The sequence below is a fragment of the Fictibacillus sp. 26RED30 genome (assembly GCF_015903845.1).
Lineage (GTDB): Bacteria > Bacillota > Bacilli > Bacillales > Fictibacillaceae > Fictibacillus > Fictibacillus phosphorivorans.
The window spans coordinates 37,649-62,636 of the sequence record NZ_JACZDV010000003.1 but is presented as its reverse complement, the minus strand read 5'-3'; the positions used below and the strand labels follow the sequence as shown (position 1 = coordinate 62,636).

The window sequence follows — 24,988 nt, the reverse complement described above, 5'->3', positions numbered from 1 at the left end:
AATGAAAGCAGAAACCCTCACGCATCAAGTAAAAGTGAATAACGCAAAATTGTTCATTGATGGAGAATATGTCGATGCACTTTCGGGTGAAACCTTTGAATCCATCAACCCTGCAACAAATGAGAGATTAGCGCTTGTTGCAAACGGCAGTGAACAAGATGCGAAACGAGCGATTCAATCTGCCAGAAATGCCTATGATAGCGGCGTCTGGAGCAAGATGCCTGTAGAAGAACGATCCGAAATTTTATGTAAAATGTCAGACCTTATTATGGAAAACGTGGATGAACTTGCGATGGTAGAGACACTCGACGTAGGAAAACCGATCAAAGAGAGCCGAGGGTTTGATATTCCACGAGCGGCCTCCAATTTCCGTTTTTTTGCTGAGATGTCCAAGTACATGGTGAGTGAGCATTATGACAAACACAATATCATGTCATACGCCAAATACAGTCCAGCTGGAGTTACAAGTCTGATTATCCCTTGGAATCTGCCGTTCATGCAGATGACATGGAAAGCTTCCGCAGCACTAGCGGCTGGAAACACAGTTGTCGTTAAGCCCGCATCATATACACCTCTTTCTGCTGTCATGTTTGGCGAAATCGCAAATGAAGCAGGACTTCCGCCAGGTGTATTAAACATTATCACTGGGCCAGGAAGCACGATGGGGTCAGCGATGACGACTGATCCAAACGTCCGCCGCATCTCTTTTGTAGGTGAATCGAACACTGGGAAAACGATTATGAAGAACGCGGCTGAAAATTTGATTCCGGTTTCGCTGGAGTTAGGTGGAAAGTCGGCAAACATCGTTTTTGAAGATGCAGATCTTGATGAAGCGGTAAAAGGGTCTATAGATGCGATCTACCGAAATCAAGGCGAGATCTGCCTTGCCGGTTCCCGTCTGCTTTTGCAAGAAAGCATTTATGATCAGTTTATGGACAAGTTTGTTTCAGCTGTGAAAAAAATTAAAGTAGGTGACCCTACTCAGGAAGATACCGACATGGGTGCACTCGTGTCAAAAAGTCACTTGGAGACGGTAGAAACGTTTGTGGACATCGGAATTAAAGAAGGAGCCAAACTCGCTTGCGGGGGTAAACGGGTTGAGGGGCTCGGGAACGGAAACTTCTATGAACCTACCGTTTTATATGATGTGAACAATAAATGGCGTGTTGCACAAGAGGAGATATTTGGACCTGTGCTCGTTGTCATACCGTTTAAAACAGAAGAAGACGCAATTCGTATTGCAAACGATTCACAGTACGGTTTGGCGGGTGTTGTTTGGACGAACGATTTACGCCGCGCTCAACGTGTTTCGGCAGCTGTAGATTCTGGTCTCTTGTGGATCAACTGCTGGTACATACGAGACTTGCGTACGCCATTTGGCGGTTCTAAGGCAAGCGGAATCGGGCGTGAAGGCGGAAGACACAGCTTCGAGTTTTATTCAGAAGCGAAGACGATCACGATGAAGTTATAGAAATGTGTAAAACGTGATTGGATTCCAGTCGCGTTTTGCTCTATGTAAAAAGACTGTTTTTTAAGTTTAAGTTTGTTGCTTCTAAGGCATTTTATTCAATTCTCTACTTTGAAAAGTTGATTGGAGTGGAAGATGCGAGACTCCTGCGGGACAAGCGGTCAGTTTGAAAAGTGGAAGTGGCTCGATCAGCCCCGACAAGCAAAAGTTGAATGGGCTATGAAGGCGTACTTTGCCTTCTTGACCGTTAAACTTTTAACCTCGAGGGGCTAGCCACTGCAACTAGACAGGTGAGACCCTTAGGGGCGCAAAGCGGCAAGGGGCTCACCGCCTGCCCCGCGGAAAGCGAGCATCTGGAACGAAATCAACACTTTCAAAATCAATAAGAATAGCTAAAGCAGCGTTGAAAAAAGAAAGGAGGAAGTAAGATGCAAAAGCAAGTGATTTCAAAATTAACGGAAGAACTTTTAAAAGCAGAAGAGAAGCTGACTCCGGTAGAGCCACTATCCAAACGTTTCCCAGAATTGTCGGTAAAGGATTCATATGAAATTCAGCTTGAGTGGGTTGAAAGGAAGCTTGAAGCAGGTCGTGTGGTGATAGGAAAAAAGGTAGGGCTCACGAGTAAGGCGATGCAAAATATGCTTGGGGTTGATGAGCCTGATTACGGTCATCTGTTAGATCATATGAAGGTTGACTCTGGCGGTGTTCTCAGCAGAAAAGATTTTATTAAACCGAAAGCAGAAGCGGAAATCGGCTTTATTTTAAAAGAAGACTTACGGGGTCCGAATGTGACATACGTGGATGTACTGATGGCAACAGAAGCGATTGTGCCGGCACTTGAAATTATCGATAGCAGAATAGAAGATTGGAAGATTCAGCTTGTGGATACTGTCGCTGACAACGGTTCATCGGCTAGAGCAGTTGTAGGGAAACCATTTTACGAGATGGACCAAATTGATTTGCGCACACTGAGCATGACACTTTTAAAGAATGGTGAAGTGACGGCGACTGGAGCCGGAGCTGCGGCTCTTGGGCATCCAGCACATGCCATAGCATGGCTTGCAAATAAACTAGCAGACTACAACATTTCATTAAAAGCGGGAGAGTTAATTCTGCCAGGTGCACTGTCTGCTGCGATAGACATAGATTCAGGCGATGAAGTGACTGCCTCTTTTGGAAAACTAGGTTCAGTAACCATCTCATTTCGGGATTAAAAACTGTGCAGAAAGGACCTAATACATTGAAAAAGATGAAAGCAGCCATAATTGGTTCGGGGAATATTGGTACGGATCTGATGTACAAGCTTCAAAAAAGTGACTATTTAGAACTAACGGCGATGATTGGAATCGATCCGGAGTCTGAAGGCTTAAGACGAGCCAACTCTGCAGGGTACAGAGTATTTACGAACGGAATTAATGACTTTGTTGAACGTCCAGAGTTAGCTGATATTGTTTTTGATGCAACTTCAGCTAAAGCTCACTTACGGCATGCAGAGATTATAAAAGATATGGGAAAAACAGTGATTGATTTGACGCCTGCTGCCGTTGGACCTTTCGTGTGTCCGCCGGTTAATTCAGGTGAACATATGCAATCTCGGAACATCAATATGATTACTTGTGGCGGGCAAGCTACCATCCCGATGATTCACGCAATAAATGAAGCTGCTGACGTTTCATATGGTGAGATTGTAGCAACGATTTCATCCTTAAGCGCAGGTCCAGGTACGCGTGCAAATATTGATGAATTTACGATCACAACACGGCGTGGCATCGAGGAAGTTGGTGGAGCGGATATCGGAAAAGCCATTATTATCTTAAATCCAGCTGATCCTCCGATTTTAATGAGAGCGACGATTTATTGCGAAGTAAAGCTTGTTGATGTTGAGAAAATTAGAACGGCTATTTTAAATATGGAGAAAAAGGTACAGAGCTATGTTCCTGGATACCGATTAAAACAGGAGCTGCTATTTGATGGGAATCGCATCACCGTTTTTGTTGAAGTAGAAGGAGCTGGCAACTATTTTCCGAAGTATGCCGGTAATCTTGATATTATGACTGCAGCCGCTAAACAAGCTGGAGAAATGGTTGCTAAACATCATTTAGGGCAAGGGGAAATGGATAAGGCGGTGACAGCATATGAAACGAAATAGCAATTTGCCGCTAAAGTTTACAGAAGTCTGTCTTCGTGATGGCAGTCATGTGATGGCTCATCAGTTCACAGAAAAGCAAGTGTATGATGCAGCAAAAGCACTTGATGAAGCAGGTATGCATTACATTGAAGTCAGTCACGGTGATGGTTTGGGGGGCTCAACGCTTCAGTATGGAAGATCGCTTGTAGATGAGATGAAGTTGATTGAAACAGCTGCGGGTGTGTGTAAGCAGGCGAAAGTTGCTGTTCTTTTGCTGCCTGGTATTGGAACGGTTCATGAGCTTAAGCAAGCGGGAAGATTAGGAGCGAGTCTTGTTCGTGTGGCAACACATGTGACAGAAGCTGATGTATCCGCTCAACATATCTATATGGCACGTGAACTTGGTATGGAAGTGATGGGGTTTTTGATGATGGCTCATTCTGCGCCTGTTGAAAAGCTTCTCGAACAAGCAAAGTTGATGGAGTCTTATGGAGCACAAGGTGTGTATGTAACGGATTCCGCGGGAGCATTATTGCCGCATGAAGTAAAAGAAAGAATTGCGGCTTTGCGGGGATCACTTGATATTGAAGTGGGATTTCACGCACATAACAATCTATCAGTAGCAGTTGCTAATACACTTGTTGCGATTGAAGAAGGAGCGACACGCATCGATGGAAGTGTCCGCTGTTTAGGTGCAGGAGCAGGAAATACGCAAACAGAGGTATTGCTTGCTGTACTTGAGCGCATGGGAATACACACAGGTATTGATCTCTACAAAATGATGGACCTAGCAGAAGATGTAATCGGACCGATGCTGCCGGGTGCACAGGAAATTCGAAGAGGAAGTTTAGCTATGGGATATGCAGGGGTTTATTCAAGCTTTCTTTTACATGCAGAACGTGCGGGTAAACGCTTTGGTGTGGATTCAAGAGATATCTTAATAGAATTAGGCAAACGAAAAGCCGTAGGTGGCCAAGAGGATCTAATCCTAGAAGTTGCAGCTGACCTAAAAGCCAAACTGGAGGTGTAGAAGATGACGGTTACGAATAAGACGAAAGTGGATTTGGTTGATTATCTCTTAAGAGCGGAAAGTGATGTGACGGAAGTGGTCAAGATTACAGACCAATATCCTGAACTATCTATTGAAGAAGCATACGATCTGCAAAAAAAATTGATCGAAAGACGCATGGAGAAGACACAAACAAAGCGTATAGGAATTAAGCTAGGACTAACGAGTAAAGCGAAACAAGAGATGATGGGCGTTCATGAAGCGATATACGGTTATCTGTTGAGTGATATGCTCGCATTCGAGTGGGAACCCTTACAGCAACACCGTCTCATCCATCCAAAAGCTGAACCAGAGATCGCTTTTATTATGGGTGAGGATTTGATGGGAAAAGATGTGACAGCATCAGATGTCATGAGGGCGGCAAAGTATGTGGTAGCTGCGATCGAAGTAATCGACAGCCGTTACAAGGACTTTCGTTTTACCCTTCCTGATGTTGTGGCAGACAATTGCTCATCCGCCAAATTGATTTTAGGAAGCAAGATGGTTCGGCCAGAAGAACTTGATATGGCGAATGTCGGAATGGTGATGAGTAAGAATGGAGAGATTATGACAACCGGTGCGGGATCTGCAGTTCTTAGTCATCCTGCTGAAGCGGTAGCGTGGGCTGTTCAAAAGCTTGCCGAGCGTGGTGAAGGTTTAGTAAAAGGAGATATCGTTTTGAGCGGGGCATTATCTGAAGCGATTGCTTTTGATATGGATGACACGATTGTTGCACAGTTCGATGGTCTAGGATCTGTAACACTATCATCAAAATATGTGAAATAGGTGTAGTGTCATGCCAATCATTCAAGTGCATGTAATAGAAGGACGAACAGATGAACAGTTGAGCACCCTGATGGAACGATTAACCGTGGCAGCTGCTGAATCATTGGATGTAAAAAAAGAACAAGTCCGTGTGCTGATCCAAGAGGTCCCAAATAAGCATTGGGGAGTCGGCGGAAAACCGAAGGTTTAAGAACGGGAGTTGAGACCCTTTGCTAAGCAAAGGGTTTTTCTTTTTGGGATACAAGTGGTTTGTGAGCGATTCTTGAGATTTATGATCGATTCCGGAGTTGGTGCTCATATCTTGTCCCTTTCCTTCATCTCATCAATATTCAAAATTAACCAGCATAGTACAATCTTGACATCACATACCCTTAAACGACATGCAATCGTGAGGAGGGAGCACTATGTTTAAACGCTATAACCGGCTGGCGATCGAACTACCAACACCTACGAATCCTGATGCGAATGCGGCCGCTGCGGTTCAAGAATTGCTAGGCGGTCGTTTTGGTGAGATGTCGACACTTAATAATTATATGTATCAATCTTTTAACTTTAGAAAAAGAGGGAAATTAAAACCGTTCTTTGATCTCGTCTCAAGTATTACTGCAGAAGAATTTGGGCACGTTGAGCTTGTTTCACATACCATTAATATGATGATCTATGGCACGACACATCCAGGTGATGTCAATGATGCGCCAATGGCAGCTGCTACTGACAAGAGGAACACACAGCATTTTATTGGGACCGCACAAACATCCTTCCCTTTTGATTCGATGGGGAAAGCTTGGAACGGTGATTATGTGTTCAGCAGCGGAAACTTACTCCTTGATCTCCTGCACAACTTTTTCTTAGAGTGTGGAGCCAGAACACATAAGATGAGAGTTTATGAGATGACGAGTAACCCTGTTGCTCGAGAGATGATCGGCTATCTTCTTGTACGCGGTGGTGTGCATGTTTTGGCATATGCAAAAGCGATCGAGATGGTTACAGGCGTCGACATTAAGAAGATGCTGCCAGTTCCTGATCTAGAGAACTCAGCTTTTGAAACGACACGAAAGTTTGAAGCAGAAGGCGTACACCGAAAGTTATATACGTTCAGTGATACCGATTATCGAGATATTGCTTTAATCTGGGCTGGTCAGCATCCGCTAGGAGGACCACTTGAGACGGTAATCGGTGCTCCAGAAGGTGCCCCAATGCCTGAATTGCGCTCCATCTCAGAAGAGTTTGCTCCAGGCATCTCACATGAAGATTTTATGCAGATTGCTGAAAGACTGAAGAAGAATGCAGGAATAAGTTGATCGACCGGCGTACAATACGTCGGTTTTTTTATGGTATGATTTATTATGTTTATAGAATTTGTAAGAAATGAAGGGAAGTCTGGCAGATGACATACAGACAGATTAAATGGTTGATCCTGCTCATTCCAACGATTTCAGTTGGTTTATGGGAATACGTTAGACATACGGTTCTCTTGCCTTATATATCCATGAACACGGGAAACTGGCTCTCTGCCATAATTGTATTTCTTGTTACGCTTTACTTTTTGAATATCTTGTTTGGAAGATTAGAGCGAATGCAGAAGGAGCTTCAGAGAGAACGTTCTGAGAAAGCAGTCTTAGAAGAGCGGGAAAAAATTGCGAAAGAGCTGCATGATGGCATCGCACAGTCTTTATTTTTTCTCTCTGTTCAAGTGAACAAGCTGGGTAGTGAATTTAGTAGGGATGATAAATCGTATAATAAGCTAAAAAAAACGTTGCAGCACATTCATGACGATACTCGAAGTGCTATTCAAAATCTACGTAGCGTTCCGGCAGAAGCTGATATTTCGTGGACACGAGCATTAAATGCATTTTTTAATGAAATGGAGAGTCAGCATGACTTAAAGATTCATCGAGAGTGGCGTTTAAAAGACGATGATCTTACCTCAAAGGAAAAAATTGAGCTGTTTGCATGTGTACGAGAGTCAATTATCAATGTTATAAAACACGCTAATACGAACGAAGTATGGTTGAATACTACGACTACTCCAAAAGGATGGATCTGTACCATTGTAGATAAAGGATCAGGATTTGATTCACAAGAGCCAACGGACGGCTTTGGTCTGAAAATTTTACAAGACAGAGCGTATTCTATGGACTGGAAACTAAGGATCGCCAGTACGGAAGGAAAAACGACGGTTACGGTTGAAAAGGAGGAAAATGCATGACGACACAGCCTATTCGTTTATTAATTGTTGATGATCATCATCTAGCACGAGAAGGAGTAAAAGAGATTCTTGAGGATCAGACCGAGTTTAAAATTGTGGGTGAAGCCTCTAACGGTATACAAGCCGTAGAGAAGACTGAAGCTCTTATACCAGATCTTGTTCTCATGGATATCTCTATGCCTAAGATGAATGGATTTGAAGCGACTAAAGAAATTAAGAAGCAGTTTCCAAACGTAAAAGTAGTGATCATGACAGTTTCTTATGACATAACGGACTGGTTTGAAGCTTTAAAGCGTGGTGCACAAGGATACCTTCTCAAAAATCTGAACACAGAAGATATGCTGAACGGATTAAAAGCATATGCGATGGATGAAATACCGATGTCGAAAGAGATGGCTTTTCGTATATGGAAAGAATTTAAGAAGGATGGACAAGCTGAACAATCTCTTTCTTTAAGAGAGCAGGAAGTGTTGCAGTTGGTAGCTAAAGGACATTCGAACAAGGACATTTCAAAAGTACTTACTATTTCTGAGAATACCGTTAAAACACATATGAAGAACATTCTAGGAAAACTGCATCTAGAAAATCGTGTACAATTAGCGAGTTATGCTTACGACAATGGAATCGTTTAACTTCCAATGTCATGCAATTGACACATTTTTATTTTCGTAATCACCCTTTAGAGTGATTACCATTTCATGCTTGTTGTTTATACTTTTCCATATTGAGTACGAATAAGGAGAAAATAAATATGCAAGCAACAGCTTATAAGTTACCAGAAAACAATGAAAATCCATCGAAAAAATCCAATAGTCTTTATCAAACTTTTTGGAGATGGCATTTTTATGGCGGAATTATCTTTGCACCTTTTTTAATTTTACTTGCCATAAGTGGCGCACTATATTTATTCCAAGATGAAATTGAGACGATGATCTACAAAGACAAGATTATTGTTCAAAAAGGCGATCAATCTCTTCCTCTCTCACAGCAGATCGACACCGTTAAAACGGAGTACCCTGAAGCTGAAATAGGTTCGGTCAGACTTCCGAAAGAAGATAATCGAGCTACTTTAGTAAAAGTGATAGAAAATGACGTTGTTACACAGGTTTATGTAAACCCATACGCAGCGTCAATAACGGGAACCATTCTCGATGAAGATCATTTCAAAAACGTTGTAGCCAAACTGCACAGCGAGTGGATCGTTGGTGGAACATTCATCAATAGATTCGTTGAACTGGCTGCATGTTGGACGATCATCATTTTAGTAACGGGGCTTTATATTTGGTGGCCAAGGAATAAAAAGACATTCATGGGGACGATTTTTCCTCGCTTAAAGAAAAATGGCCGCATGTTCTGGCGAGATCTTCATGCAGTTACGGCATTTTGGCTATCACTGATGATCTTGATTCTTATTGTAACGGGTCTGCCGTGGTCAGGTGTGATGGGAGAACAGATCAACAAGCTGGCGACGAATGCAAATGCGGGATATCCAACTTATGCATTCATGGCGCCAACAGCAGAAAAGACGACAGATGAGATCGCAGAAGATATTCCTTGGGCAACGGAGAACAATCCTGCTCCAACATCAAAAAAAGATGACGGATCACTCTCTGTTGATCAAGTGATGTACTTAGCTCAAGAGAACAAGATTCAAAAGCCTTACACGATTTCAATGCCAGTAGGAGAAGATGGAGTATTTACTGTTGCTTCTTCAAGAGATAAACCTGAAAATGAAGCTACCGTTTATTTTAACCAGTATAACGGAGATATCGTAGAGGATGTAAGGTTTAGCGATTACGGATGGATGGCTAAAGCTATTTCAATCGGAATCGCACTGCATGAAGGTCATTACTTTGGTCTGGCTAATCAGCTTTTAGGAGCAATAGCTGCTCTAGGCTTAGTTGCAATCGTTATCTTCTCACTTATCATGTGGAAGAAGCGTAAACCTTCCGGGAAATTGGGAGTGCCAAAAAAATCAGACAAAAAGTTAAAGCCGTGGATCATTATCCTTATGGTCATAACAGGTATTGTTATGCCACTTGCAGGTATATCTTTCGTCTTCGTATTCTTGCTTGATCGTTTTGTTATACCAAGAGTAAAGCCGCTACAGGCTTGGCTATCATAATATAAATTTTATTAGAGGTGAACTTATTATGAAAAAAATGATGATAATTTTCGGTCTAGTGCTGACGATGGCAATCTTATCAGCATGCGGTTCAGGCGGATCAAAGGACGAACACGAGAATCATAAGAACCACGAACAACATAATAGCGAAAGCAAGGAGACGTCTCAGTCATTAGACTGGGACGTTCAGTCGTTTTCTTTCAAAGACCAAAACGATGCTGAATTTGGATTGGAAGACTTAAAGGGAAAAGTGTGGATGGCAAATTTTATCTTCACGAACTGTACAACAGTTTGCCCGCCGATGACTGCACATATGGCTAAACTTCAAGGAATGGCGAAAGAAGAGAGTGTGGACGTAGAGTTTGTTTCTTTCTCTATCGATCCAAAAAGAGATGATGCTTCAGCATTAACGAAGTTTGGTGAGAACTATGACGCAGACTTCTCCAACTGGCACTTTCTTGGAGGCTATGAACAGAAACAGATTGAACAGTTAGCAAGAGATTCATTTAAAACACCTGTAGTAGCTGACCCTAACTCAGATCAATTCATCCATGCGACTGCATTTTTCTTAGTTAATAAAGAAGGAAAAGTAGTTTCTAGATATGATGGAGTAGAGAATACGCCGTACGAAGAGATCATTGCAGATATGAAAAATAGACTGAAAAAGTAAAGTAGCTGTATTACATAGTGAAAATATAACAAACACCCTAGTGGAATAACGAAAAGCGAAGGAAAAGAAAAATAGTTTGGGGTCTGACCCCAAACTATTTTTCTTTTCTTCATTTGTTCACACAATAGTTATGGTTTGGAAGTCTAACTTCTACCTACTTATGATAAAACTAAAGATAGAATCGTCATTATGTGATAATGGAGGTATATACATTTATGAATCCGATAAAAACGTTAAAAACAGTAGGTTATCTTGAAGGTGCTTCGTTCTTGATCCTTCTTTTCATCGCCATGCCGTTGAAGTATTTCTTAGATCAGCCGATGGCCGTATCAATCGTTGGTGCCCTTCATGGTCTATTGTTCGTTCTCTATATTCTCGTTATTCTGTATGTGTACAACGTGAAGAAGTGGCCGATTATGCGCGCGTTCTTGGCGCTAGTTTCTTCTGTCTTGCCGTTTGGCCCGTTCATTTTCGATCGTAAGTTTTTAAAAGATTAATACTGTTAGATGGGAGCCTACTTTTTACTGGCTCTCTTTTTTTGTTAGGTAAAAAAGATAGAAGAGATGTATCAGGATTTGTCGAAAAGTCTATATTTTTAAATTTAGACTTAATTATTTTGATTTAGACTTAATTACTAGCAAATTAGACTTAATTACTCCTGATTCCGACTTAATTAACCCGCCGCACCTATATTACATTCATGGGTGTACTTTCCACATGTACACTTCGCCTGATATTGTATTCCAAACACTCAACTAACCCCCCATTAGAATAAAATCTCAATAAAATCTTAAAACCAAACCGTTCATGTTAAGAATTCGTTTAAATTGTTTTAATTTTCTAATTTTCGGCTATTTATACTTTAATATGGTTTTTAACAAGGAGGGACAAGCTTGTGATTAAAGCACTACTACTTAATGCGTCTCTTAAAAGTGGTGAAGAAGTCTCCAATACGGAAAGTTTGATGAACGAAGCGGTGCATATTTTTAATAAGAACAACATAGATACAGAGATGGTAAGGCTTGCTGATTACAGAATCGCACATGGTGTTACGGCAGATGAAGGTGATGGCGACGAGTGGCCTGAGATTTTTGAAAAAGTGAAGGCGGCTGATATCCTCATTATCGGTACACCTCTATGGCTTGGTGAAAAGAGCAGCTTAGCAACACAAGCAATCGAGAGGCTGTACGGTGCGAGTGGTATGACAAACGAAAAAGGCCAATATATATTTTATAACAAGGTGGCAGGTGTAGTTGTGACAGGTAATGAGGATGGAGCGAAACACGCGAGTGCATCCATTCTATATGGCCTGTCTCATATTGGATTTACACTACCACCAAATGTGGATACATATTGGGTTGGTGAAGCAGGTCCAGGACCTTCCTACATTGAAGCGGAAGGAAACAAAAATGATTTTACGATGCAGCACAATAAAATAATGACGTACAATCTGATTCACTTTGCAAAGCTATTAAAAGAACATCCTATTCCGACAGAAGGCAATGTGGTAGAAAGCAACAGCTAATAAAGGGAGGATATTTATGGCCATCGATCAAGTAGCAGTGGAACGATTAAGTGAACAATTCAGGGGAATTAGGTCATTATCTGAAAAACTGGCATCAAAGCTTCAAAATGAAGATACGATTATTCAGGCGATGCCAGATGTGAGTCCACCAAAGTGGCACCTTGCGCACACGACGTGGTTTTTTGAACGTTTCATCTTAAAAGAAAAGAATCCTTCATACGTTCCTTTTAATCCAAAGTTCGATTACCTCTTTAATTCCTACTATGAAACGATCGGTTCTTATCATCCTAGACATTCTAGGGGCGTACTGTCCAGGCCATCAATGGATGAAGTCTATGCTTATCGGAACTATGTTAACGAAGAAATTTTGAGTCTGCTTAGGGACTATGGCGATCAGCTCCCTAAAGAGGTTGAAGATTTGATTGAGATCGGTCTTCAACACGAACAGCAGCACCAAGAACTTCTATTAACAGATGTAAAATATAACTTCAGCTGCAATCCGATGCTGCCATCGTACACAGAACCTTCACTCTCAAACAAATCAACAAATACAGATCAAAAATCGCAAGTGACAGAAATTAAGTTTGAAGGGGGACTCGTTGAAATCGGTTTTGCAGAAACGGGGTTCTCATTTGATAATGAACGGCCGCGTCACAAGGTTTGGTTGGATGCTTATCAGATATCTTCCCATCCAGTTACGAACGGAGAATATCTTTCTTTTATTGAAGCGGGTGGATATGAGCAGCCAGAGCATTGGTTGTCGGATGGCTGGGCAACAGTCAAAAAAGAAAAATGGAAACATCCCCTTTATTGGCGTAAAACCGAGGATGGCTGGTACACGTTCACGTTAACAGGTGAAAAGAAATTGAATCTTGATGAACCCATCTGTCACGTAAGTTTTTATGAAGCGGATGCTTTTGCTAGGTGGAGTGGAAGAAGGCTGCCAACAGAAGCAGAATGGGAGCATGCAATGAGTTCCATCCCAATAGAAGGGAACTTTGTTGAGGATGAATCGTTTCATCCGGTTGTCGGTGAGTCTTATTCAAAATCACCAATAAAAAAAGCTTTTGGAGATGTATGGGAATGGACCAGTAGTCCTTACACTTCTTATCCTCAAAGTAAACCACTCGAGGGTGCGCTTGGAGAATATAACGCTAAGTTCATGTGCAATCAGATCGTTTTGCGTGGTGGATCGTGCGTAACATCTAAGCTGCATATTCGACCTACTTATCGCAACTTTTTTCAAGCAGATAAAAGATGGCAGTTTAGCGGAATTCGCTTAGCGGGGGACCTCTCATGAAAACGGTAAGATCAAATGTTCATTATCATATTGGAAACGAACCTGAAACAGATATGTATAGTGAGGTACTACATGGACTCCGAAGCGAGAAGAAGTTCATTTCACCAAAGTACTTTTATGATAAAAAAGGTTCTGAGCTGTTTGAAGCGATTACGATGCTTACGGAATATTACCCGACCCGAACGGAGCTGCTTCTATTAAATAAATTTAAAGACGAAATGGCCAATGCAATTGGAAGGGATACAGCACTCGTAGAGTTTGGAAGTGGCAGCAGTGAAAAGGTGAGGACGCTTCTAGAGGCGATGCCTGAACTTAAAGAATATGTACCGATTGATATCTCAAAAGATTTTCTGTATCAATCAGCACGAGCGCTTTCTATAGAATATCCTCATCTGGACGTTCATGCGGTTTCTGCCGATTACACGGATAAGTTTGAGCTACCAGAGCTCACATCTAAACGGAAAGCTGTGTTTTTTCCTGGATCTACTATTGGAAACTTTGAGCCACAAGAAAGAATGAATTTTCTAAAGATGACAGCCGATTTTCTTCAGCCAGATGGCGGCCTATTGATCGGTGTAGATATGAAAAAGGATCATGCTGTTTTGAATGCTGCTTACAATGATAGTAAAGGGATTACAAGTCAATTCAATACAAACCTACTAAACCGATTGAACAGAGAACTTTTGGCAAACTTTGACCTTGAAAAATTTCAGCATCATGCTTTTTATCATGCAGACAAAGGCAGAATTGAAATGCACCTTGTTAGCTTGTCAGATCAGACGATCACCATCGGTAATGAAAAAGTCTTCTTTACTGAAGGTGAGACTATTCACACTGAGAATTCTTATAAGTTTACAATTGAAGAGTTTCAAAATATGGCAAGAGAGTGTGGGTTCACACCTAAAAAAGTATGGTGTGATGATAAGAGCTGGTTCAGTATGCATTATTTGGTTGTAGAATAGTCTCGAATGGACTCCTTCATTAGGGGTTCCTTTTTTGTCCAAAACCTTTTTCTTCCTCAGCAGGTTTACGTTCATAAGTACGTGTCAAAGCATTTTATTGGGCATTTTTATAGCAAAGGGAGATAATAGGGGAAAATGGCATAGAAGAGAGGTTAATCATGAATTTAAAAGGAATTCACCACGTTTCTGCGCTTACTGCAAAAGCACCTGAAAACTTTAAGTTTTATACAGAAGTAATGGGATTAAGACTGATTAAGAAAACTGTAAATCAGGATGACACTAGCGTTTATCATTTGTTTTATGGGGATGAGAAAGGAAATCCAGGAACGGAGCTTACGTTTTTTGAAATTCCGATGGCTGGAAGAAACCATGATGGAAACAACAGCATTTCCGCTATCTCGCTTCGAGTAAATAATGATGATGCTCTTCACTATTGGCAGGGTCGTTTAAAGGATCATGGAATCGAAACAGAAGGTATTAAAGATCGGGCAGGTCGAAGCACACTGGCGTTTAGAGATCCTGAAGGTCAGAGGATGATCTTAGTTTCTGATGAGAACAACAGAGGGGTTGCAGGTGGTCAGCCTTGGAGTAAGAGTACAACACCAAAAGAACATGCAATTGTTGGTCTTGGACCTGTTAGGTTAACAGTTCCTGCAGCTGAACCAACTGTTGGGGTGCTAACAGAACTATTAGGTTTTCGGAAAAAGGGAAGCTATTCACCTGAAGTTGCAGGTCAACCTGATATTGTTGTATTAGAAACGGGTGAAGGTGGAAGTGGTGCAGAAATTCATGTAGAAGAACGAAATGACCTTCCCCAAGAACGACTTGGTCGGGGTGGTGTGCACCATGTAGCCTTTCGAGTAGATAATGAAGAAGAACTTCGTGATTGGATTGAAAAAGTACAAACATCTAGGTTTCCAAACTCTGGATTTGTGGATCGTTTTTATTTTAAGTCTCTCTATTTCCGTGAACCGAACCGAATTCTATTCGAACTTGCAACAGACGGTCCAGGCTTTGATACGGACGAAGAATTGGAACATCTAGGAGAGTCACTTGCATTACCTCCGTTCTTAGAGCCTCATCGTGAGGATATTGAAGCGAAATTAAAACCTCTCCAAACAAAACAATAAAATTTTCTTTGCCTGAATCTTAACGGATTCAGGCATTTTTGTTTGAAGTAATTTTTTCCATTAATACAAATGAGCGACTTTAGGGGTTACTACAACTGTAGAAGCACGACAAAAGCTGAGTTATTGAAATTATTTTTAGAGCAAGAACTGGTCATAAAAAATGCAATTTGGGAAAAATTAAAAAGCGTTACAACAATAAACAAACATGAAGGAGATGTCACAAGATGTATTGGCAAAAAAATGCAAAGAATATTTCAAAATATGTGAGTGCTTTTGTATTGGCATTAGCACTACTTTTAGGTACTTCAAATGCAGCTTCTGCAGTTGGGAAGAATGCGAAGGGTCCAGATGTTTACGCAATTCAATCAATGCTTAAATCCCTAGGCAGTTACTCTGGAAAAATAAATGGTTACTATAACGCATCAACGGTTAAGGGTGTAAAGTATTTTCAAAAAAGTCACGGACTACCTGTAACAGGATCTGTTGACGCTCGTACGTATCAATCCATTCTGTACGCTTACTCTTCGTTAAAATTACCTAAAGTTCGCCAAGGCGGCGGAGCAGGCCAAGGCGGCGGAGCAGGCCAAGGCGGCGGAGCAGGTCAAGGCGGCGGAGCAGGTCAAGGTGGCGGAGCTGGCCAAGGCGGCGGAGCAGGTCAAGGCGGCGGAGCAGGTCAAGGCGGCGGAGCAGGCCAAGGCGGCGGAGCAGGTCAAGGCGGCGGAGCAGGTCAAGGTGGCGGAGCAGGCCAAGGTGGCGGAGCAGGCCAAATTGAACAAGGTGAAGGTCAGCAACAGCAACAGCAAGAAGAAGGACAAGAGCAGGAAGCTCCTAAGCAGATGGAAGAACAAAAAGGTGAGACTCCACAAGCACCACAAGCACCTAAACAAGATATGCAACAAAAAGATTCAAAACAAGGTCCAAGTGTTCAACCTGGGAAAAGCAGCCCATCACCAGGAATGAAAGATAATGGAAAAGACTAAAAGTATAGTATGAAAACAAAATTTTAAATGAAAATAACAAAGAGGTCAGCTCCCGTGATCTCTTTGTTTTTATGAATAAGAGAAATAATTAATCGGAGTGATCGATAAATGTTGCAAGTATGGTTAGCTGGACTGCTTTTATTATCAACAACTGGTCAACAAGGCGCTGAAACATTAATAGTGAATCAGGAAGGGCAAAAACTTGCTGAAGTAAGCCGCAAACAGTTCGAAGGCTCTATACCTGGATTTCCAATGATTGATGACACAAAATATATTCAATTTGTTGATCTGCTTGATAAGAGATCATACAAAGCGCCTGTTAACGCTAAATTAAATGATTATGGTGCTATCATACCTGGACAAGTTGGTTATAAATTAAATCGGAAATTATTTCGAGAAAAGTTCTACACCTATTTTTTTGAAAACGGACCCAAAGTGATAGATGTGCCAGAAATGAATATTTATCCTAAAGTCGATACGGAAGTACTGGCGCATATTAAAAATCAGCAGATTGGGCAATACGTTACATACTTCAATTCAAATAATAAGAGCCGAACCACAAATATTGAGCTTGCTGCCAAAGCGCTTGATAGTCACGTTGTTTTTCCAAATGAGACGTTTTCATTCAACCAAGTGGTAGGCAGACGAACGACTGCAAAAGGATACATGAGAGCACCAATCATCGTTAGAGGTGAATTGTCAGAAGGTATTGGGGGAGGAATCTGCCAAGTATCCTCCACATTGTTTAATGCTGTAGATCGTGCAGGACTAAAAATTGTTCAACGTTATTCGCACAGCAAACGTGTACCATACGTACCATCTGGTAGAGATGCTACCGTCAGTTGGTATGGACCCGATTTTCAATTTCAAAACAAATACAATCAGCCTATCCTTATCCGGGCTAAGCGCTATGGAGGAAGTTTAGTCATTAAACTCTATTCGTCTGAAATCCTTGATCAGAGAAAACGGACAGTACCGAACGCACCAACTCATATTCCTGAAGAAATTAAGACTGAACAGAATGTGCATCTTTCTAACCCTAGCAGATAATATAAAGTACAATAATGAAGTAACATATGTGTTTGAATAGGGAGTTGGATCGTATGCAGACATTAGAAAAACTAACAGAACGTTTTTGGTACCAAACACCTGTTTCAGAGACAGATCGTCCTATTTTAGGAGCTGTTGTGGGAAACGAATTGACTTTGATGATTGATAGTGGAAATTCAGAGAATCATGCAGAGTACTTTTTAGATGAGTTGCGCAAAAAGTGTATCAAAGGGCCGAGTTTAGTCGTCATTACACACTGGCATTGGGACCATATTTTTGGATTGCCCGCGCTAAACATTCCTTCTATTTCTTCGGCAGAAACAAAAACAAAAATGCAAGAACTCTTGCCTTTCTCTTGGAGTGATGAAGATCTGGATGAAAGAGTCAAGAAAGGTATTGAGATCGAATTTTGTGCAGAAGCCATAAAAAAAGAATTTCCAGATCACCGCAACATTAACATAAAGCTGCCAACGATTACGTTTCATCAAAAATTGGAAATCAATCTAGGTGGTGTAACGTGTGTTCTTCAACATGTAGGAGGAGACCATACAACAGATTCAATCATTGTGTACATAAAGGAAGAAAAAGTTTTATTTTTATCGGATTGCCTCTACGCAAATATGTATGCACCTAAAAATAACTATACGGTGAATCGAACGCTGAATCTGTTAAATCAATTAGAGTCCTTTGACGCAGATTTTTATATTTTTTCTCATTGGAAAGCTGCGACAAAAGAAGAGTTTCAAACTGAAACATCCATGTTACGAAGTTTCGCTAACCTTACGAAAAAGTTTGAAGGTAATCAACAAGCTATTGAAGAAGAATATAAAGTCCAGGTTAAACGGGAGCTAACTGAAGATGAACGTGAGACCTTACAGTTTTTTGTTAACGGTTTCAGTCTTAACTTGCATAAATAGAATAGGAGAGTATGATGTTACAAGAATTTAAAGTGACTATTGAACAATTCGGGGGAATAGAAAGACAGATCAGAGTGTGTTTGCCCTGCGATTATAGTGACAGACAAGACCATTATCCTGTGCTGTATATGCATGACGGTCAAAATCTGTTTAATGATGAAGACGCCAGCTACGGTGTCTCGTGGGGTTTAGCTGATTATCTAAAGAGGAGTAAAGCACCCCTTATCATTGTTGGAATCGACTGTAATCATGAAGGCTTCGAGCGTTTTAATGAATATGCACCATGGGAAAACCCGACAGTAGGACTTGAACTTTTAAAATGTGAAGGGGTGTATGGAGGAAAAGGAGCTGCATACATTGAGTTCATTCTTCATACCCTAAAGCCGCTGATCGATGAAAAATATAGAACAAAGACTGACGAAACATTAATGGCAGGCAGTTCGATGGGTGGTCTCATATCGACGTATGCAGCTTGTCGTTACCCTCATGTATTTAGCAGGGTGGCAAGTCTATCTTCCGCTTATTGGTTCAATCAAAACGAGATTGAGAGCTTGATCGAAGAAAGTGATCTCACGAGTATAAAAAGATTTTATATGGATGTTGGAACTGAAGAGGACACATCAAAAGTGGACGCCGCGCATTACATCCGGTCTTCTGAAGAGGTTTATGAAGTCTTTAAGAAAAAGAACGTCGACCTGAAATTTGAATTAATACAAGATGGAAAGCATCATGAGAGCGCATGGCGTGAAAGAATGCCTGAAATCATTGATTACCTGATGAAGTAAAGGGGAGATAGACGTTGATCACATTTGAAAGAATGGACAATAAGCAGTTTAAAGATTATATGAAGTTTATGCTGCCTGATTATATTCGTGATACAGCTGAACATTATAAACTAGATACAGAGCTAGCTACTGAAAAAGCAGAGAAACAAATGGAACAACTGCTCCCAGATGAGGAAAAAACAGAAGGACAGCATATATTTCAAATCAAAAGCGATAAGGAACTAGCAGGCTACCTTTGGTTTCATGTTTCAAAAGAAGAGAAAAAAGCTTTTCTTTATCATATCTTTGTGAAGGATGCATTCCGTAAACAAGGGATTGCACAAGATGCTCTTCATTTTTTTGAGAATGAATCAAAAGATGAAGGAGCTGATTATGTTGGCCTTCATGTCTTTGGTTCGAATGAACAGGCAATTGCACTATATACAAAGCTAGGCTACAAACAAGCATCCATATCGATGAACAAAGTTTTGTAAACGTTATAAAAGGGAGAGAGATAAACATGAGGAAAATTGGATTGCAACTGTACTCCATCCAACAAGAAGCAGAAAAAAATCTACTAGGTACATTAGAAAAAGTGAAAGAAATCGGATATGACAGTGTTCAGTTTGCTGGATTGTTTGGAATATCTGCTAAGGATGTAAAAAAAATATTGAACGAAAATGCTTTAACCGTTGCTGGAGCTCATATTCCTCTTCAGCAGTTTTCGGGAGACGCATTTAAAAAGCAAATGGAAGATCAGCTTATCTTAGAGAACGATTTAATGATCATGCCTTACTTAACAGAAGATCAAAGAAAATCAATCGATGATTACAAGCGTGTAGCAGAAGTGTTGAATGAAGCAGGATTTAGAAGCAAAGAGTATGGGATACGTGTGGCATACCATAATCACGATTTTGAGTTTTACGAGCTTGATGGAAAGATGCCGTTCGATTTGCTCTATCAAGAAACAGATCCTGATTTAGTAAAGATGGAGCTCGACACGTATTGGGCAAAATATGCTGGGTATGAGCCAGAAGAGCTGCTTAATAAGTATCGCTTCCGTTGTGTGTCACTACACCTGAAAGATATGGTAGAGAAAAACGGTCAAAAACAGAGCACGATCGCGGGAACAGGAATGCTTGATATCGGTAGCTTCTTACGATTGGCAGATGAACAGAAAGTGGATTATTGTGTGATCGAGCAAGAACATTTTGAAGGAGATCTTCTTTCGGAAGTAGAAAAAGGTGTGCAGAGCGTCAAAGCACTTTTATAGAGGAGAACCCAGTCGTGGAAGATATAACGTTTGCTCTTTATATAGAAAAGGTGCATTTTGAAAGAATACAAGAGTTGAACAAAAAAGAGAATTGGACGCAATTAGTTGAAACATATGAAGAAACAAAACAAGCATGGAATAAGTCTAATGTAGCCTATGTCATGTTAAAGAATGAAGAGTTAATAGGTTATATTCGAGGGTTGACAGATGAACACGTAACACTCTATATATGTGAGATGCTGATATCAAAGCCTTATCGAGGACTAGGATTAGGTGGAAAGCTGTTGAACAGCATTCAAGAAAAGTATCCAACAGCACGTATGGAGATGCTGGCATCACGAACATCACACACTTTTTATGAAGGGCAAAACTTTAGATCTTTTTACGGATATCGAAGAACGTATGAAGAATGTAAATCTTAGGAGGCGTTTTATATGAGTGAGAAAGTAAAGAGTATCTCTGTTATACAGAGCCACGTTAACAATGTATTCGTACATGTTACTGATTTGAAAAGATCTGTAGAGTGGTATGCAGATCTGTTGGGTGTAACGATTGATTCAAGTGAAGTACAATCCCCTGTACATAACATTCCCGTGACAGGACAAACTGGATTATCACTAGATGATCATACGTTTGACCCGTCCTTCCACCGGACGCCTGGTTCAGGTCCTATGTTTAATGTATTTGCACCGGATATTGATGCAGCTTACAAAGAGCTGCAAGAAAAAAACATGAAAGTCATTAAAGAAATTCAGTGGCATGGTGAAGTGGCTTGGTTTAATGTAGAAGATCCAGATGGAAACGTAGTTATGATTTGTAATTGCTAACAAAATTAAATGTTTAGTAACTGGCCCTTACTAGCCTTCCTTGGTACTAGTAGGAGTCAGTTTTTTTCTGCAAAAGTATATAAACTGAACATTCTATCTATCAAGCATTTTCCTATTTGTGGTAAAGTGGATAGTAGAATGAATTGGGAGGAATAGGTATGAACGAGCAGAAAATAAATGCACTTAAAGAAGAGTTCGAGAATCTTGTAAGCGTAACCATAACTTCCATAGATGATCTCAAGAATTTTTTAAATCAACAAAAGCACACCTACGAAAAAGTAGAAGAAAAGATGCTTCGACATTATATTGCTTTTCAATGCCAAAGCAACCATGACGAAATTAAGCAGCAATATGAATTTGATCAGCAGCACATAAAACCATTGTTTAAAAAATACCAATCTATATTGGACGAGAAAGTATTAGAGTCACCATTTATGGCAGAACTTCCTGACGATGAATTTGGAGAATATAAAAAGAAGCTGAGAACGCAATTTGCTCTTTTTCAAGAAGCTAACCTAGATATAGAAAAACAAGAAGATGCTCTTACGAATCAATATTTTGAGATCACAGGAAGTCTCTCTTCAAATTGGGAAGGAAAAGAAGTTACGATTAGTGAGCTTTTTGTTCATGTTAGAGATTCTAAGCGTGACACAAGAGAGAAAGCGATGAAAGCCTTGTATGAACCTATCTTAAAAGAAGAAGAGAAACTTCAAAGTATTCTTGACGAGTTGATTCAACTTCGTGTGAAGAAAGCAGAGAATGCTGGTTTGAGCGGCTTTAACGATTATATGTTTAAAAAATATAATCGATTCGACTATACGCCAGAGGATTGTACAGAACTCGCTGAATCCATACGTGAGCATGTTCTTCCGATCACGATACAACTTCAAAAAGAGCACAAAGCTGAAATAGGTGTTGATGTTTATAAGCCATGGGATGTTCAAGCAGAAGCAATCGGTCGAAAACCATTACAACCTGTAAGTTCCGATGTGGAGTTAATCAATAAATCAGCGAAGGTTTTAGGCGAACTTGATGTTGAATTTGGTTCACTCGTTCATGAAATGAACGAGAAGAAACTTTTTGATCTAACGAGCAGAAAAGGAAAAGCACAGGGGGGATTCTGTGAATCGCTACCTGAAACAGGACTTCCGTTTATCTTTATGAACATGTCCAACACGGATAGTGATCTTGTTGTTTTTATGCATGAGATGGGACATGCGATTCATGATCTACTGAAGAGTGATCAAGAATTATATGCTTATAAACAAATTCCAATGGAGTCGGCCGAACTAGCGAGTATGAGTATGGAGCTTTTCACAATGGATCGTTGGAATGAGTTTTACAAGACAGAGGAGGAACTTAACCGAGCGAAGAAAGATCAGCTAAAGGGGGCTTTAATGAGTCTTCCGTATATTATGGTCATTGATCAGTTTCAGCACTGGCTGTACCAACATCCAAATCATACTTGGGAAGAACGCACGAAGAAGTTTGGTGAGTTGAAAGATCGCTATGATGCTTCGATCGTAGATTGGAATGGATTTGAAGAATGGAAAGTAAAAGGATGGTTCTATACACTTCATATATACGAAGTTCCTTTTTATTTTGTTGAGTACGCGATTTCTCAACTTGGCGCTATCCAATTGTACAAAAATTATAAAGAAGATCCAGAGGGAACGATCAATAAATATAAAGAAGCATTGAAACTTGGAAGTTCTAAGTCACTTCCGGAAGTTTATGAAACTGCAGGGATTGAGTTGGATTTTTCATCCAATAAGATTGCTGAGCTTATGGAGTTTGTTGCGAAAGAACTTAACCTGCTATCCATTAGTTAGGTAAAGAAATAAATAATTAAAGAATTTAAACAATATAAAGGGTTTCTATCTATTTAGTAGAACTATTAGAAAAGGCGCACTTTATATAGAAATAGAAATGTTAAATCAATTAATAATAAAGAGGTGTCCATAAATTCTTGTCATAACCGGTTGGTGAGAAAGTATTTCATTGCACTGCCGACATACCGATTCCGATATTGAGCCGGACTCTATTCCCAGTGAACAAAGGAGATTGTATGCTGGATTCTCAATAACGAGAGCAAAATATGCACGTTTTAACATACGATTTAGGATTCATTTTCCTAAGTAGGGGAAAATAAAGTTAAATGGCATATTGTTATGGGAAAATAGTCGGAATATGAGGGGTGAGAGGTATGAGAAAACCCGATGACGAAAAATTATGGGACACAGGCACATCAGATTTTGAAGAAGGCGACAAGATCACCTTTCACAATACCGAGCAGGGTGTTGAGAAAACTTACACGGTGAAGCGTGTGAAGGCGAACGGTGATATTGAACTCGTTTATTCTGTAAAAAAGCCGAGACCACCGATGCAGTAGCATACGATATAAATAGCAGGAACAGCTCACACGTTTAGTGAGCTGTTTTTTTTATGTATAGGGAAGAAAAATGTAATACGTATGAATATATGGTTAATAGTAATAGGAATGATAAATTATGGGTGTTTATGATTAGGTGATTAAGGTAAAACATGATTGAACAGCTACTAGAGAGGAAGTTTTATATGACGCAAAAACCATTAATAGGATTAACAAGTACGATCATGTCAATCAATACGATTGAAACTCAAAATGAAAACGTTGATACGATCGTTGTTTATAATAAATTTGCAGAAACTGTTAGAGATGCAGGGGGTATCCCCATCGTTATTCCGATGGGAAAGCCTGAAGAAGCTGAATATTATGCGAAATTATGTGATGGATTAATTTTTACTGGTGGAGAAGACATCAGTTCGATCACTTATAACGAAGAACCTCATCCAAAGGTAAAAAAGGTGAACAAACACCGTGATGATTTTGAGATTGAACTCGTGAAAAAGGCACGTGAGAACGAAAAGGCCATTCTAGCTATGTGTCGAGGATATCACTTACTGAACGTTAGTTATGGAGGTACAATCATACAGGATGTGGAGAGCGAGTATTCAAATAGTATTAATCACTTTCAATCATCTGCAACACGAACAGAACCTTCTCACACCGTTAACATTGAAGAAGGTAGTAAACTGTACAAAATTGTTGGAGAAAAAGAGGTTGCTGTAAACAGCTTTCATCACCAGGCGATCGGAAAAGTGGGTAAAGGACTACGAGTGGCAGCTAGAGCATCTGACGGTATAATCGAGGCATTAGAACTTGAAGATCAGGATAAAACATTCTTGCTTGGAACACAGTGGCATCCAGAAGAATTGAGACATGAAAACGAGAATATGATGGCGATCATTACTTCGTTTATTAACGAAGCGAAGAAAATGAAGGAATAGAGATTGAAACCTCCACACCAGGAGGTTTCTTTGTTTATAAGGAGAGGTAATGTTTTGAAAGGAAACTTTTTTCATGGTAATTACGTAGTATATAATAGAAATTATTGAGGAGGCTGTCTCATGAATATATCGAGACTATTGAAGATGGTAACAGGCGGTATTGAGGCTTTCCTTGGCATTCCTTTCTTAGGAGGAGCCATCATTCTTGCTTCAGCATGGGGACCACTTCAATTCATGTTTGTTTTTCATTTGATCACACTTATCATTTGTATCGTTCAAAAAGAAAGATTTACAGGAAGTGTATTAGGTCTTATTACTTCTATTGTCGGCTACTTGCCAGTCATCGGAATGATCATGCACATCGTTACAGCGCTGGTTTTATTTTTTGACGCTGCTAGAGGGAGCAGAAAACGGAAGAACGAGCATATCATTGAAGTAAGAAAAGGTTATTAAAGGCTTAACTCTTCATGAAAGCTTTCAGCCAAACAGTGGTTGA

28 protein-coding genes are annotated in these 24,988 nt (G+C 40.3%); all 28 read left to right on the top strand.

Annotated features, from left to right (window positions below; all coding sequences use genetic code 11):
* The first annotated feature begins 1 nt into the window (after nt 1).
* The 28 genes from IHV11_RS16215 to IHV11_RS16080 all read left to right on the top strand — a co-directional run bounded on the left by IHV11_RS16215 (nt 2) and on the right by IHV11_RS16080 (nt 24,945).
* Complete coding sequence (locus IHV11_RS16215; protein ID WP_197195533.1) at nt 2-1,471, top strand: aldehyde dehydrogenase; 1,470 nt, start codon at nt 2-4, stop codon at nt 1,469-1,471.
* Between the two features lie 425 nt (nt 1,472-1,896).
* Complete coding sequence (locus tag IHV11_RS16210; protein WP_197195532.1) at nt 1,897-2,682, top strand: 2-keto-4-pentenoate hydratase; 786 nt, start codon at nt 1,897-1,899, stop codon at nt 2,680-2,682.
* A gap of 26 nt (nt 2,683-2,708) precedes the next feature.
* The gene (locus IHV11_RS16205; protein ID WP_197195758.1) at nt 2,709-3,617 is read left to right on the top strand and encodes an acetaldehyde dehydrogenase (acetylating); all 909 of its coding nucleotides are present in this window, start codon (nt 2,709-2,711) and stop codon (nt 3,615-3,617) included.
* Nucleotides 3,604-4,626 (top strand): 4-hydroxy-2-oxovalerate aldolase, encoded by a 1,023-nt coding sequence (dmpG, locus tag IHV11_RS16200; RefSeq protein ID WP_197195531.1) that lies wholly within the window; start codon nt 3,604-3,606, stop codon nt 4,624-4,626. The genes IHV11_RS16205 and dmpG overlap by 14 nt, the downstream gene beginning before the upstream one ends.
* Nucleotides 4,627-4,629: 3 nt before the next feature.
* Nucleotides 4,630-5,430 (top strand): 2-keto-4-pentenoate hydratase, encoded by an 801-nt coding sequence (locus tag IHV11_RS16195; protein WP_197195530.1) that lies wholly within the window; start codon nt 4,630-4,632, stop codon nt 5,428-5,430.
* Between the two features lie 10 nt (nt 5,431-5,440).
* Nucleotides 5,441-5,620 (top strand): 4-oxalocrotonate tautomerase, encoded by a 180-nt coding sequence (locus tag IHV11_RS16190; RefSeq protein ID WP_197195529.1) that lies wholly within the window; start codon nt 5,441-5,443, stop codon nt 5,618-5,620.
* 214 nt (nt 5,621-5,834) lie between these two features.
* Entirely contained in the window at nt 5,835-6,731 is an 897-nt protein-coding gene (locus tag IHV11_RS16185) for a manganese catalase family protein (protein WP_197127065.1), read from the top strand.
* A gap of 86 nt (nt 6,732-6,817) precedes the next feature.
* On the top strand, nt 6,818-7,639 hold the full coding sequence (locus IHV11_RS16180) for a sensor histidine kinase (RefSeq protein WP_197195528.1): 822 nt from the start codon (nt 6,818-6,820) through the stop codon (nt 7,637-7,639).
* Nucleotides 7,636-8,271 (top strand): response regulator, encoded by a 636-nt coding sequence (locus IHV11_RS16175; protein ID WP_197195527.1) that lies wholly within the window; start codon nt 7,636-7,638, stop codon nt 8,269-8,271. Before IHV11_RS16180 ends, IHV11_RS16175 begins: the two co-directional genes overlap by 4 nt.
* 119 nt (nt 8,272-8,390) lie before the next feature.
* A complete protein-coding gene (locus IHV11_RS16170) occupies nt 8,391-9,764 on the top strand; it encodes a PepSY-associated TM helix domain-containing protein (RefSeq protein WP_197195526.1) in 1,374 nt (457 codons plus the stop codon).
* A gap of 28 nt (nt 9,765-9,792) precedes the next feature.
* Nucleotides 9,793-10,434 (top strand): SCO family protein, encoded by a 642-nt coding sequence (locus IHV11_RS16165; protein WP_231620374.1) that lies wholly within the window; start codon nt 9,793-9,795, stop codon nt 10,432-10,434.
* A gap of 215 nt (nt 10,435-10,649) precedes the next feature.
* A complete protein-coding gene (locus IHV11_RS16160; protein WP_066391923.1) occupies nt 10,650-10,931 on the top strand; it encodes a DUF3817 domain-containing protein in 282 nt (93 codons plus the stop codon).
* A 401-nt stretch (nt 10,932-11,332) separates the two neighbouring features.
* On the top strand, nt 11,333-11,959 hold the full coding sequence (locus IHV11_RS16155) for a flavodoxin family protein (RefSeq protein ID WP_197128156.1): 627 nt from the start codon (nt 11,333-11,335) through the stop codon (nt 11,957-11,959).
* A gap of 16 nt (nt 11,960-11,975) precedes the next feature.
* On the top strand, nt 11,976-13,259 hold the full coding sequence (gene egtB / locus IHV11_RS16150; RefSeq protein ID WP_197195525.1) for an ergothioneine biosynthesis protein EgtB: 1,284 nt from the start codon (nt 11,976-11,978) through the stop codon (nt 13,257-13,259).
* Nucleotides 13,256-14,221, top strand: coding sequence for an L-histidine N(alpha)-methyltransferase (gene egtD / locus IHV11_RS16145; protein ID WP_197195524.1), 966 nt, complete (start codon nt 13,256-13,258; stop codon nt 14,219-14,221). The genes egtB and egtD overlap by 4 nt, the downstream gene beginning before the upstream one ends.
* A gap of 158 nt (nt 14,222-14,379) precedes the next feature.
* Entirely contained in the window at nt 14,380-15,351 is a 972-nt protein-coding gene (locus IHV11_RS16140) for a ring-cleaving dioxygenase (protein WP_197195523.1), read from the top strand.
* A gap of 224 nt (nt 15,352-15,575) precedes the next feature.
* Complete coding sequence (locus IHV11_RS16135; RefSeq protein WP_197195522.1) at nt 15,576-16,331, top strand: peptidoglycan-binding domain-containing protein; 756 nt, start codon at nt 15,576-15,578, stop codon at nt 16,329-16,331.
* Nucleotides 16,332-16,439: 108 nt separating this feature from the next.
* Entirely contained in the window at nt 16,440-17,381 is a 942-nt protein-coding gene (locus IHV11_RS16130) for a VanW family protein (RefSeq protein WP_197195521.1), read from the top strand.
* A gap of 53 nt (nt 17,382-17,434) precedes the next feature.
* Nucleotides 17,435-18,298, top strand: coding sequence for an MBL fold metallo-hydrolase (locus IHV11_RS16125; RefSeq protein WP_197195520.1), 864 nt, complete (start codon nt 17,435-17,437; stop codon nt 18,296-18,298).
* Nucleotides 18,299-18,312: 14 nt separating this feature from the next.
* Nucleotides 18,313-19,083, top strand: a complete 771-nt coding sequence (locus IHV11_RS16120) for an alpha/beta hydrolase (protein ID WP_197195519.1) — start codon at nt 18,313-18,315, stop codon at nt 19,081-19,083.
* Between the two features lie 14 nt (nt 19,084-19,097).
* Nucleotides 19,098-19,556: a GNAT family N-acetyltransferase gene (locus IHV11_RS16115; protein ID WP_197195518.1), complete on the top strand. Its 459-nt coding sequence runs from the start codon at nt 19,098-19,100 to the stop codon at nt 19,554-19,556.
* Nucleotides 19,557-19,582: 26 nt separating this feature from the next.
* A complete protein-coding gene (locus IHV11_RS16110) occupies nt 19,583-20,335 on the top strand; it encodes a sugar phosphate isomerase/epimerase family protein (RefSeq protein ID WP_197195517.1) in 753 nt (250 codons plus the stop codon).
* A gap of 14 nt (nt 20,336-20,349) precedes the next feature.
* Nucleotides 20,350-20,757 (top strand): GNAT family N-acetyltransferase, encoded by a 408-nt coding sequence (locus IHV11_RS16105; protein WP_370568693.1) that lies wholly within the window; start codon nt 20,350-20,352, stop codon nt 20,755-20,757.
* A 12-nt stretch (nt 20,758-20,769) separates the two neighbouring features.
* A complete protein-coding gene (locus tag IHV11_RS16100; protein WP_197127078.1) occupies nt 20,770-21,162 on the top strand; it encodes a VOC family protein in 393 nt (130 codons plus the stop codon).
* A 158-nt stretch (nt 21,163-21,320) separates the two neighbouring features.
* Nucleotides 21,321-22,994: a M3 family oligoendopeptidase gene (locus tag IHV11_RS16095; protein WP_197195516.1), complete on the top strand. Its 1,674-nt coding sequence runs from the start codon at nt 21,321-21,323 to the stop codon at nt 22,992-22,994.
* Between the two features lie 374 nt (nt 22,995-23,368).
* Complete coding sequence (locus IHV11_RS16090) at nt 23,369-23,554, top strand: hypothetical protein (protein WP_197195515.1); 186 nt, start codon at nt 23,369-23,371, stop codon at nt 23,552-23,554.
* A 185-nt stretch (nt 23,555-23,739) separates the two neighbouring features.
* Nucleotides 23,740-24,492 (top strand): gamma-glutamyl-gamma-aminobutyrate hydrolase family protein, encoded by a 753-nt coding sequence (locus IHV11_RS16085; protein WP_197195514.1) that lies wholly within the window; start codon nt 23,740-23,742, stop codon nt 24,490-24,492.
* 120 nt (nt 24,493-24,612) lie between these two features.
* On the top strand, nt 24,613-24,945 hold the full coding sequence (locus IHV11_RS16080; protein ID WP_197195513.1) for a hypothetical protein: 333 nt from the start codon (nt 24,613-24,615) through the stop codon (nt 24,943-24,945).
* Nucleotides 24,946-24,988 lie beyond the last annotated feature (43 nt).